The organism is Vreelandella sp. DA03-1M (assembly GCF_055725665.1).
Genome location: NZ_CM146798.1, coordinates 2,287,661 through 2,299,459 on the forward strand (window position 1 = coordinate 2,287,661; position 11,799 = coordinate 2,299,459).

Here is an 11,799-nt window from a genome sequence, read left to right on the forward strand (position 1 = left end):
CCCTTATTGGCTCAGACCAACGCTCTCAACAATGTCGCCATACACGGCATCCATTTCGACCATTAGCTCACCAAACTCTTCGGCATTGCGCCACTCAGTACCAAAGCCTTGTTTAGCCATGAAGCCTTGATAGGTATCGCTGTTGTAAGCGGCCTCTAGCGCTTCCTCAAGGGTCGCTACGATTTCCTCATCCATCCCCTTAGGACCGGTGATGCCACGCCATTCACCGACGAGATAATCGCTTCCGATCGCTTCATTAATCGTAGGGACGTCGGGGAAGCTGTTAATGCGCTCTGGTGCCATTACGCCAAGGCTTTTGGCACGCCCGGCTTCGATCATTGAGCGACCTTCGGGAACAGAGCTCGGCACAATATCGATACCACCGGCAGCAAGTTCCGTCATTGCTGGCGCCGCGCCCTGGCTGGGGATCCAGGTCACACGGTTGGCTTCAAGCCCCTGATCCATTAAGAAGCCTGCAAAGGCTAGATGCCATACGCCACCTTGACCTGTACCTGAGGCTTTAAAGGTGCCCATGGGTTGCTCAGCAATAGCATCAACGAGTTCTTGGACTGAATCGTAAGGCGCATCGGCGGCTACTTGAATGCCGGCGTAATCAAAGTTGATCTGGCCAATCGGAGTGAAATCTTCATACGTCAGGTCGGTCAGGCCCTGCCAGTGCATCATATTGAGCTCACCGGTAGCCAAGCCCAGGGTATAACCATCCGGTTTGGCACTCGCCATAGCACTGTGGCCGACCACACCGCTACCACCGGTACGGTTAACCACATTCACCGTTTGACCCAATTGTTCTTCTAACGCCGCGGCAATAGTACGCGCGGTTGCATCGGTGCCGCCACCTGCGGCCCATGGAACGATGATAGTGATGGGTTTTTCAGGGTAGGCCGCCAGCACCGAGCTGGATGCCGTCAGCAGTAGCAGAGCAGTAATGCGCTTGAGCGATTTTGTTTTGGTGCTTGTTTTCATGTGAGCCTCGGGTTTTTGTGTATTTGTAGGTTGGCAAAACAAATCTAGCATTAACGACCATTGTGTTCAATAATCATATTTTGTAGACTTTAGTTCAATTTTGACGCTACTTCTCTGACTTGATTGAGCGGGAATTGGTCGAGATTACGCTTCGCGATATCGGCTTGTGGCGTTGCATCAACAGGCTTGTTAGCAGAGCGAGAGTAAGTTATTACTTAAAAACACTAACAATTCCAAAGGTAATGAAATGGCAATAATCAACTACGTCACTCAAATTCAATTTGATTTCGGGGCCGCCTCGTTGCTGCAGCAGGAGTGTGACCGCCTGGGTATTCGACATCCCATGGTGGTGACCGATGCGGGAGTGCGGGCTGCGGGTATTGTCGACCAGGTACTGAAGCATCTCCGTGATCCTCATCCAGCCATTTATGATCAAACGCCCCCCAACCCCAATGAGGCCGCCGTTCGTCAAGCCGTTGCGCAATACCGTGAGGGTGGTTTCGATGGCATCATTGCCATTGGTGGCGGCTCCTCCATTGATCTTGCTAAAGGCGTGGCTATTTGCGGTACCCATGAAGGCCCTTTGAAGTCCTTCGCTGTGGTTGAGGGAGGCTCAGAGCGAATTACCGCTGCGACGGCACCGGTTATCGCGATTCCAACAACGGCAGGCACCGGGAGTGAAGTCGGCCGGGGGGCGATTCTGATACTCGAAGATGGGCGTAAAGTCGGCCTGTTATCACCCCACTTGGTACCTAAATCCGCTATTTGCGACCCCGAGTTAACGTTGAGTCTGCCCGCACAAATGACGGCAGCCACGGGGATGGACGCCTTATCCCATTGCCTTGAGACGTTTATGTCGGCGGCCTTTAATCCACCTGCCGACGGCATTGCGTTGGATGGTCTGCGCCGCGGCTGGCTGAATATTGAGCAGGCGACACGAAACCCCGATGATCGGGAAGCACGCATGAATATGATGAGTGCCTCAATGCAGGGGGCGATGGCCTTTCAGAAAGGATTAGGCTGCGTACATAGTTTGAGTCATTCGTTAGGCGGTATTAATCCGAGGCTTCACCACGGCACGCTCAACGCCATTTTCCTGCCCGCGGTTATTGAGTTCAACTCCAGCTGCGATTCTGTAAAGCATGAGCAAAAGCTTGAACGCATCGCTCAGACGATGCAGCTCAATAGCCCTACTGACATTGGGCCTGCTATTAAAGACATGAGTAGGCGTCTCGATTTACCCATGGGGTTAGCGGAATTGGACGTGTCTGAAGAGTTATTCCCCCGAATTATTAAAGGCGCCTTGGCTGATCACACTCATAAAACGAATCCCCGCGTTGCGAGTGAACAGGATTATCAGTGGATGCTTGAGCAATCCCTATAAGTCGATCACTGGCGAAACAGGAGCAGAATAATGGAACTGGGAATTGAAGGACGTTGGGCACTCGTGTGTGCCGCGAGTAAAGGTCTCGGAAAAGGGTGTGCAGAGGCGTTGGTCATGGAGGGAGTGAATGTCGTCATCAACGCACGCTCCTCCCAGTTGTTGGAAGAAACAGCGGCACATTTGCGGCACCTGAATCCGAACGTGACGGTGCTCACCGTGGCGGGGGATATTTCACAAGAAACGACACGCCAAGCGGCGCTAGCCGCTTGCCCGCAAATAGATATATTGATTAACAATGCAGGTGGTCCGCCCCCAGGGGACTTTCGAGATTGGTCACGTCAAGACTGGTTAGACGCTGTCGATGTCAATATGATCACACCGATTGAGCTCATCAAGGCAACGGTTGATGCAATGGCGCAACGGGGCTTTGGCCGGGTGATTAATATCACCTCTGCAGCCGTTAAAGCGCCCATCGATATTTTGGGGCTATCCAATGGGGCCCGCAGTGGATTGACGGGCTTTATAGCGGGCTTGGCTCGTCAGCCTCAACTTGCCGGGCGAAACGTAACCATTAATAATTTATTGCCCGGCTCATTTGATACTGATCGCTTAAAGAGCACTCATCAAAACGTCGCAAAATCGTCCAACCAGGAATACGAGAGCGTACGGGAGACCTTTCGTAAAAAAGTGCCTTCCCAGCGCTTCGGCACTGCGGAAGAGTTTGGCGCCTTCTGTGCGTTTCTCTGTAGCACTCAGGCCGGTTATATGACCGGCCAAAATATACTGCTGGATGGTGGCAGTTACGCGGGTACGTATTGAGCAACACGCGTAGCGGATAGTGCGATTTAACAACATCGACGTGGCGAATTTAGTTAATGTGCATTCGTTAAGCCGATGTTGTATCTGCTTTTAATCAGCAGACATCCAATGTCGGCTCGCTGAACGGGGCGGCTTACTGATTTTGCTCATTACGCAGCATGCTTGCGTCGTAAAGCCGGGGCACATATTGATCGTTGCCCAACGCCTGTTCAGCTTGCTTTAAAACCTCGCGCAAGGCGGGCAGCATCATACTATCAAAACCAGACGCAGCTATCGTTTCGCTTAAATACCCCATGTCCTTACCGGCATTACCCAAGCTAAAGCGCAAGCGCGTTTCATCTGCTTCAAGCACCCAGGGCATAACGGCGTTGAACATGGCGCTATTAGCGCCACCTTGCGAACAAACTTCATATAACTTGTGTTGATCAACCTCCATATTTGCTGCCATGGCCGCGGCTTCCGCTGCTAAGGCGGCGGCACTAAGCGATAAATAGTTATTGATCAGTTTGAGTTTGTGCGCTGAACCTAGCTCTCCAACATGAAATATATTTTCAGCAAAGGCTTCTATGGCTGGCCAGGCCTGGTCCACTATCTTTTGGCTACCTCCCACCATGACATTGAGGCGTCCTTCGCGTGCCTCCTTTGGCGTTCTTAGCAGGTGGCATCCTGCGGCTTCGATACTCGCGGATAACCGTTGTGTCGATTGAGGTAGCGATGTCGAGCAATCGACGATAATTAAACCAGGATTCGCGCCAGCAAGAAGACCCTCAGTGCCCAGAGTAATGTTTTCCATTTGCTCACTGGTACTGACACAGACAAAAACTAAATCACTTCGTGAGGCAACTTCAGCAGGAGTTCCTGCCTCGTTTGCTCCCAACTGACATAGTGCTTCGATTGGTGCACGATTTCGATGCGCCATGATAGTCAAAGGAAAATTATGCTTAATAAGGTTGGTGGCCATACCCTGGCCCATCAAGCCAAGTCCTATAAAGCCAATTTTTAGCATTTTCTTACTCCCTTTTATAAGGTTGTTAGGGTGGCAATAAGAGTAAAAAGAGAAGGTGGCTGTGCATCGCTATGAATTCAGGTTACACCCTCTTAGGCAAGCCAGCATCTCACTTTGATTTTGTTTGTTCTGCAACGTAACTACTAGTAAAGAGAATACGATGACGGCGTGCCACTATGGTGATGGCAAATTCATCCTGCTAGCACCAAAGGGTAGTGATAAATAGTACTTTCCGTTAAGCTCCTCAGCAATTTTTACCATTGTCTGCGTTGAGGTGAGTGTATGTGTAGCCTTCTAAGGCTGTCTGCAATAGCACTATCAGTACTCATGATAGCGGGTTGTTCAGACCCTAAAATTGACACAAGCTCCATGCCAGCGTCAGTCGTCTCGGTCGAAAAAGTGCGCAACTCGCTGCCTACTTATAAGCGCGACGATTTTGATCAAGGGCTCATCATTATTTCGACGGCATCGACATTTAACAGCATTGACATTCTTAATCCTAACCGTATGAACGCGGCGGAGATTGCTGAGTCAGCCAATATGCAAATGCATGGATTGACTGGCGATCAGGTTATTCAGCGCGCCGATCAAATACTTCGCGAGCGCCGGTCACGAGAGCGTGAGCAGGCTATGCGTACGCTAACACGACTGGAAGAGAAGCAAGCTAAGGCGAACAGCGACCAGCAGCAGTTAGCGCGTTTCAGTATTGATAATGCTCGCTATTACATGAGTGAGAGCCCTTATGGTGCTCCTGAGCCGGTAATTGATCTTAAAGTAACGAATGCCACTGATAAGGTCATATCCGCGCTTTCTTTAAGAGGGGTCGTTATCAGTCCTGACCGCTCACAGCCTTGGATCGATGAGCAATTCTACTACGTTATGCCAGGGGGAATTGAGCCGGGAGAGACGCTGGCCTGGAGTCTTGCGCCTAATCGTTTTGGCCCCTGGGGAGAACCTCAGATACCTAGTAATGCAGAACTGACAGTTAGCTTGGAAGGCCTGCGAGGAGCTGAAAAGCAGCCATTATGGGACTCCCCAGCGCTGAGCGAAAGCGAAGTTACCAAGCTAGAGCGTCTTCGGGAGGAGTATGGCGGTGTGGCGTTATCGAACGTGGAATAAGCATCGTATGGAATACATAAGGGAGGCTGTACTATAAAACGCCCTAACGTTTGACTGTTAGGGCGCATATATTTTAGCGGTTACCCGCTATTTGAAGTTATTTACTCTTTGGCTTCATGATCTGCCAACGCAGCCACTATGGCTTCTTCCCACTGTCCTTCCGTTAGCCCCCAATGTTCCATTTCTGCTTGGTCGGGGCTGCCTTCGGCGGCATCGCGTAATTTATCAACGCTACTGCTTTCATAGCAGTGTTTGGCAAAATCCTTTGTTTTTACGTCTTGTAACTGATTAATCATCGACATGGTGAGTTCCTTTCAATAGTGATGGGGGCAATAGTGACTGGTGCATTGTCCACGCTAAGTGTAGCTAATCAGGCCAATTTTTTCTGAAATGGTTCCTGTTGCCAGGGGCTGATCGCGCCAGTAGCACACAGCCGCCACCTAATCGGCGGCTGTGGTACGGTTTTGCTGTTATTTAAGAACATAGCAGGGCGTGTAAGGCTGCCCATCTAGCTTCATGCGACCCTGTGCCACAAATGAGGTCAACAGCTCATCCAAGCGCTGCATCAGCTCAGGCTCAGCTGTCAGCACAAAGGGGCCATGGGCTTCAATGGCGCGAATACCGTCTTCTTTAACATTGCCCGCTACAATCCCGGAGAACGCCCGGCGGAGGTTAGCGGCTAGCTCATGAGTCGGTTGTAGGCGGTGAAGCGCTAGCGCTCGCATCGCTTCATGGGTCGGTTGAAACGTTGCCTGAAAATCGCGCGCAATGGTTAACCGCCAGTTGTAGTAGAACGCATCCTGGTGCGTACGCCGGAATTCAGCAATTTCGTCGATGCCATGGCGCATGGTGCGCGCCACCGCCACCGGGTCGCCGGTGATAATCGTGTAGTAGCGACGGATTTCTTCACCGAGCGTATAGACCAGGAATTCATCGATTTTCTGAAAGTAGGCGGCAGAATCGGCAGGGCCAGTGAAAATTAATGGGAAGGGAATATCTTTATTGCTTGGGTGCAGCAAAATACCCAATAAATAGAGAATCTCTTCCGCTGTGCCAACCCCGCCTGGGAAGACGATAATGCCGTGGCCGAGGCGCACAAATGCTTCCAGGCGTTTCTCAATGTCCGGCATTACCACTAGTTCATTAACGATGGGATTGGGCGCTTCGGCGGCGATAATGCCAGGTTCTGAAATACCTAAATAGCGGCCCTCTTTACGGCGTTGTTTTGCATGGGCGACATTTGCGCCCTTCATGGGACCTTTCATAGCCCCTGGCCCACAGCCGGTACAAATATCTAAATCACGCAGACCTAAGTGGTAGCCGACGTCTTTGGTGTACTCGTACTCTTCACGAGAAATAGAGTGGCCGCCCCAGCAGACCACTAGGCTAGGGTCGCGGCCAGGTTTCAACGTGCCCGCTTTGCGCAGAATATGGAAGACCGCATTGGTAGTGCCTTCGCCAGTGCTAAGGTCAAAGCGGTTGTGATGTTGAATTTCGTTATAGACGTAAACGATATCGCGAATGATCGAGGAGAGGTGTTCGCGGATGCCGCGGATCATACGACCATCCACGAACGCTTCCGCTGGCGCGTTAGTCAGCTTTAAGCGAATGCCGCGATCTTGTTGCAATACTTCAATATCAAAATCTTTATAGGCTTCTAAAATCGCCAGACTGTCGTCACTTGGGTTACCACAATTTAAAACCGCTAGTGCACAACGCCGAAGTAAATCATGAAGGCCACTTTGAGAGGTTTTATGTAGGCGATTAACTTCATGCTGAGAAAGTACTTCCAGGCTTCCTTCTGGGGAAATGATGCTGGAAAGGGTGGCGCGGGGTTGAGCAGTTGCGGTCATCAGTGGGGCTGTCCCTAGTCGTTTGAGTGCTATTGGCAGTTTACCATGCCCTGGCAGCCGGTACAGCGGCGCATCGGCTACCCAGGCCGCTGTGCTACTATGAACCCTGTTTAAAAGGATGGCTGCTAAAGACAATGGTTCTTTACTATGTTTAACGCTCAATACTTCCGTACGTTTATTACGTTAGTGGAAACAGGCAGTTTTACCCGTACCGCTCATCGTTTGGAAATGACGCAGCCCGGCGTAAGCCAGCATGTTCGCAAGCTAGAAAGCTACTTAAATAAAGAGCTGCTGGAGCGCAAGGGGCGTAGTTTTACGCTAACGGAAACGGGGCGGCGAGCTTATGATTATGCGTTGAAGTTGTTTGCTGAGCATGAACAGTTTCGTCATGGCTTAGATGACGACTCACTAGACAGTGGCGACTGCCGTATTGCGTCACCGGGAAGCGTGGGTCTGATGTTTTATCCGTATATTTTGGGCCAGCAGCAAATGCACCCCAATTTAACGGTCAACTATAGTTTCGCTTTTAACCATGAAATTGTGAATGATCTGTTAGATGGACGCTACGATATTGGCATCGTCACGGAGGCGATGAACCATCCTGAACTTCATTGCTCTATTTGGCACCAGGAGCCTCTCTGTTTAGTGGTGCCCGCTGATTTTGCTGGCAGCACACTGTCAGATCTAATGGGCATCGGCTTTCTCAATTATTACGACGGCATCAACCACGCTAACGCGCTATTACGGGCTAATTACCCGGATGAGTTTCGCTCCATGACGCATTTCCGCCATCAGGGCTTTACCAATGAAGTCAGTATGGTGCTGGATGCGGTCGCCAGGGGGCTAGGCTTTACTGTTGTTTCGAGACTGGTGCTGGAAACGTCTCCTTGGCAGCGCCAAGTCAAAGCACTCAATCTGCCCAATGCGGTCAGTGAAGTGCTTTACCTGCTTCGCCGTCGCGACTCGGTACTGCCGAAACGCTACGAAAAGCTGTTAAACGGTTTTCACGCCCAGCGTGTGCAAGAAAAAACGCCCCTGATGCCATCGAACAGTTAAGGCAGCAGGGGCGTTTGAGTGGCGTTTAATCGCGATACTCGTCAATGCTGGGGCAAGAGCAGATCAACTGACGGTCGCCAAACACGTTATCAACGCGGTTAACGGCGGGCCAGTATTTAGCGGCTTGCACAGCAGCGGTTGGGAAGGCTGCCAGCTGACGGTTATAAGGCCGCTCCCAGTCACTATCCATCAGATCCGCCTGAGTGTGCGGGGCATTGACCAGCGGATTATTATCCAGCGGCCATTCACCGTTTTCCACCCGGGCGATCTCGTCACGAATGGCGATCATGGCATCGCAGAAGCGATCAATTTCATACAGTGACTCCGACTCGGTCGGCTCGATCATTAGCGTGCCTGGCACCGGGAATGACATGGTCGGTGCGTGGAAGCCGTAATCCATTAAGCGCTTGGCAATATCCTCTTCGCTAATCCCGGAGGCCGCTTTGAGCGGACGAATATCGATAATGCATTCGTGGGCGACGGTGCCGTTCTGGCCGCGATAGAGAATGGGGAATGACGCTTCCAAACGCTTGGCAATGTAATTGGCGTTTAGGATGGCAAGCTCGGTGGCTTCACGCAGGCCGCGCGCACCCATCATCTTAATGTAGGCCCACGAGATAGGCAGAATAGAGGCGCTACCAAAGGCCGCCGCGGAGACAGCACCGCTATCGCTATTCACACCGTTGATCGGCGTAACCACATGATTGGACACATAGGGCGCTAGGTGCGCTTTAACGCCGATAGGGCCCATGCCTGGACCGCCGCCGCCGTGGGGAATACAGAATGTTTTATGCAGATTGAGGTGGGACACATCGCCGCCGAAATCGCCGGGACGCGTCAAGCCCACCTGAGCGTTCATATTGGCACCATCAATATAGACCTGGCCGCCATTGTCGTGAACGATCTTGCACGCTTCGCGCACGCTGGTTTCAAACACGCCGTGGGTCGACGGGTAGGTGAGCATAATGGCAGACAGCTGATCGCGATGCTGCTCGGCTTTCGCGCGTAAATCTGTCATATCAATATTGCCATTTTGATCGCATTCAACCACGACCACTTTCATCTGCACCATCGCCGCGGAGGCAGGATTGGTGCCGTGAGCGGAGCTAGGAATCAAGCAGACATCACGATGACCTTCGCCCTGGGCCGCTTGGTAACGGCGAATCGCCACTAAGCCTGCATATTCCCCCTGCGCGCCGGAATTAGGCTGCATGGAGAGATGATCATAACCGGTGACTTCGACCAAAAATGCCGAGAGCTCATCGATCATCTGATGATAACCAGCTACTTGGTCGCGAGGTGCGAAGGGGTGCAGGTGGGCAAACGATGGCCAGGAAACGGGGATCATTTCGCTGGTGGCGTTGAGCTTCATGGTGCAGGAGCCGAGCGGGATCATCGCGTGAGCAAGCGACAGATCCTTATTCTCCAGGCGCTTCAAGTAGCGCAGCATTTCAGTTTCGCTGCGGTAACGGCTAAAGGTCGGGTGGCTTAAAAAGTCGCTTTCGCGCTGGCAGGTAGCGGGAATACCTGTGGTGCCGTTCGCCACCACCTGCTCGTCCAATACGGCAACGGCAAGGCCGTGCTCATCGCCCAACAGCACATCAAACAAGGCGGCTACGTCGTGAGCGGTGGTGGTTTCATCCAAGCTGATGCCCACATTGCCATTGGCGAAATAGTGCAGGTTAATATCATGGGTCATGGCGCGGCCATGAATCTTGCCTGCATCTACGCCCGTCAAACATAGCGTATCAAACCAGCTGTCATGAGCGAGCGTGACGCCTGCCTGCTTAAGGCCTTCAGCCAGTAGGGTGGTCAAACGGTGAACGCGGCCCGCAATTTTGCGCAGCCCCTCAGCGCCGTGATAGGTGGCATAAAAGCCGGCAATATTGGCCAGCAACGCCTGGGCGGTACAGATATTCGAGGTCGCTTTCTCACGGCGAATATGCTGCTCGCGAGTTTGCATCGCCATGCGCAGGGCGGTATTGCCGCGGCTATCTTTGGAGACGCCGATAATCCGCCCTGGGATTGAGCGCTTGAGCTTATCTGACGTGGCAAAGAACGCTGCATGAGGCCCACCAAAACCCATGGGTACGCCAAAACGCTGGGAGTTGCCCACCACAATGTCGGCGCCAAACTTGCCGGGCTCTTTCAGCAGCACCAAACTCAAAAGGTCGGTCGCCACGCAGGTCATGATGTTGCGATCGGCGGCCGCGCTCAACAGCGGTGCCAAATCACGAACTTCACCGCTGGCAGACGGGTATTGTACCAGGGCTCCAAACACATCGTGGGCTGCCAGCTCTTCAGCTGGGCCCATAATCAGTTCGAAACCAAAGAACTCCGCACGGGTTTTAACCACGTCCAGCGTTTGTGGGAATACATCGTCGGCAACGAAGAAAGCGTTGGATTTGCTTTTCTTATTGCCGCGCTTACACAGCGCCATGGCTTCGGCGGCAGCGGTGGCTTCATCAAGCAGTGAAGCATTCGCAAGCTCCATGCCAGTTAAATCCATTACCACTTGCTGGAAGTTCAGTAGGCCTTCCAGACGGCCTTGAGAGATTTCCGGTTGGTAAGGCGTATAAGCCGTGTACCAACCGGGATTTTCCAGCACATTGCGCTGAATGACCGCTGGCATGTGCGTGCCGTAATAGCCCTGGCCAATATAGCTTTTAGCCACGCGATTTTGCCGCGCCAGCTGAGCTAAGTACTCTAACGCTTCGGATTCACTGCGCGGATCGTCTAGCGACAGTTCGCGCCCAAGGCGGATATCGCTCGGCACGGTCTGCTCGATCAGATCTTCCATGTGCTGCATATTGAGCGCTTTTAACATCGTGGTAACGTCATCACTACTTGGACCATTATGACGTTTGATAAAAGCATCGTGGTCGGCCAGCTCGGCCAGGCGGCGTGTTTCAAGAGACATGAAGAAGATTCCGAACGTTAAGAGAGAGCCGTGCAGGATAATAAGCGAAGCGCCTGCCAGAAAAGGCAAGCGCCTGAGTATGCTTTATTCGTCAGCGCTGAGCGTTGCCTGGTAGGCATCGGCGTCTAACAGGCCATCAATGGCATCGCTGTCTAAGCGAACTTTCATAATCCAGCCGCCTTCATAAGGCGCGTCATTGACTGTTTCGGGAGCGTCTTCAAGGGCTTCATTCACTTCAATCACTTCGCCCGCAACGGGGGAGTAAAGATCAGAAGCGGCTTTAACCGATTCAATCACACCAAACTCTTGGCCTTTTGTCAGCGCCGCGCCCACTTCCGGCAGTTCCACAAAGACGACATCACCCAGTGCTTGTTGGGCGTGATCGGTAATACCGACGGTAACGGTGCCATCTTTGTGGTCAAGTACCCACTCGTGGCTTTCAGCGTAACGAAGATTGGCAGGAAGGTTGCTCATGATGTTTTCCTATATGAAACAGTTTTCTGGACCCGGGCATACTAGCGGTTGTCGCTCGCCTTGGCGACTGTCGGCTAGCGGAAAGCGAGCGAATAAAGATGCATGTTAACGTGTTTCCAATCGGAAACAAATTTCTTATCTGCTCCCTTCTAAACGTAGTAGAGCGAGGTATTTTGATTCCGTT

10 protein-coding genes are annotated in these 11,799 nt (G+C 52.2%); 4 read left to right on the forward strand and 6 right to left on the reverse strand.

The window, feature by feature from the left end:
- Positions 1-3: 3 nt before the first annotated feature.
- Positions 4-984, reverse strand: coding sequence for a tripartite tricarboxylate transporter substrate binding protein (locus tag ACXUPB_RS10590; protein WP_035558381.1), 981 nt, complete (start codon positions 982-984; stop codon positions 4-6).
- 247 nt (positions 985-1,231) lie between these two features.
- Between ACXUPB_RS10590 and ACXUPB_RS10595 the strand changes: the two genes are divergently transcribed.
- Both ACXUPB_RS10595 and ACXUPB_RS10600 read left to right on the forward strand, forming a co-directional pair.
- Positions 1,232-2,368 (forward strand): iron-containing alcohol dehydrogenase, encoded by a 1,137-nt coding sequence (locus ACXUPB_RS10595; protein WP_179915144.1) that lies wholly within the window; start codon positions 1,232-1,234, stop codon positions 2,366-2,368.
- A gap of 30 nt (positions 2,369-2,398) precedes the next feature.
- Positions 2,399-3,187 carry an SDR family oxidoreductase gene (locus ACXUPB_RS10600; RefSeq protein ID WP_472956580.1) on the forward strand — a complete coding sequence of 263 codons (789 nt, stop codon included), beginning with the start codon at positions 2,399-2,401 and terminating at the stop codon, positions 3,185-3,187.
- Positions 3,188-3,320: 133 nt separating this feature from the next.
- On the opposite strand, the gene ACXUPB_RS10605 is transcribed toward ACXUPB_RS10600, so the two are convergent.
- Complete coding sequence (locus ACXUPB_RS10605) at positions 3,321-4,193, reverse strand: NAD(P)-dependent oxidoreductase (protein WP_472956581.1); 873 nt, start codon at positions 4,191-4,193, stop codon at positions 3,321-3,323.
- A 282-nt stretch (positions 4,194-4,475) separates the two neighbouring features.
- On the opposite strand from ACXUPB_RS10605, the gene ACXUPB_RS10610 reads away from it, so the two are divergent.
- A complete protein-coding gene (locus ACXUPB_RS10610; RefSeq protein WP_335598099.1) occupies positions 4,476-5,312 on the forward strand; it encodes a DUF6694 family lipoprotein in 837 nt (278 codons plus the stop codon).
- A gap of 101 nt (positions 5,313-5,413) precedes the next feature.
- Here the strand turns inward: ACXUPB_RS10610 and ACXUPB_RS10615 are convergent, their stop codons facing one another.
- Both ACXUPB_RS10615 and ppnN read right to left on the reverse strand, forming a co-directional pair.
- Positions 5,414-5,614, reverse strand: coding sequence for a hypothetical protein (locus ACXUPB_RS10615; RefSeq protein ID WP_008958028.1), 201 nt, complete (start codon positions 5,612-5,614; stop codon positions 5,414-5,416).
- A 168-nt stretch (positions 5,615-5,782) separates the two neighbouring features.
- Positions 5,783-7,165, reverse strand: coding sequence for a nucleotide 5'-monophosphate nucleosidase PpnN (gene ppnN / locus ACXUPB_RS10620; protein ID WP_035558365.1), 1,383 nt, complete (start codon positions 7,163-7,165; stop codon positions 5,783-5,785).
- A 147-nt stretch (positions 7,166-7,312) separates the two neighbouring features.
- Here ppnN and ACXUPB_RS10625 point away from each other — a divergent pair, with 147 nt between their 5' ends.
- Positions 7,313-8,221, forward strand: a complete 909-nt coding sequence (locus ACXUPB_RS10625) for a LysR family transcriptional regulator (RefSeq protein WP_179915140.1) — start codon at positions 7,313-7,315, stop codon at positions 8,219-8,221.
- 25 nt (positions 8,222-8,246) lie between these two features.
- Here ACXUPB_RS10625 and gcvP read toward each other — a convergent pair whose 3' ends face one another.
- Together gcvP and gcvH are read right to left on the reverse strand one after the other, a co-directional pair.
- Entirely contained in the window at positions 8,247-11,141 is a 2,895-nt protein-coding gene (gene gcvP / locus ACXUPB_RS10630; RefSeq protein ID WP_472956584.1) for an aminomethyl-transferring glycine dehydrogenase, read from the reverse strand.
- A gap of 84 nt (positions 11,142-11,225) precedes the next feature.
- The gene (gene gcvH, locus ACXUPB_RS10635; RefSeq protein ID WP_008958023.1) at positions 11,226-11,615 is read right to left on the reverse strand and encodes a glycine cleavage system protein GcvH; all 390 of its coding nucleotides are present in this window, start codon (positions 11,613-11,615) and stop codon (positions 11,226-11,228) included.
- Positions 11,616-11,799 lie beyond the last annotated feature (184 nt).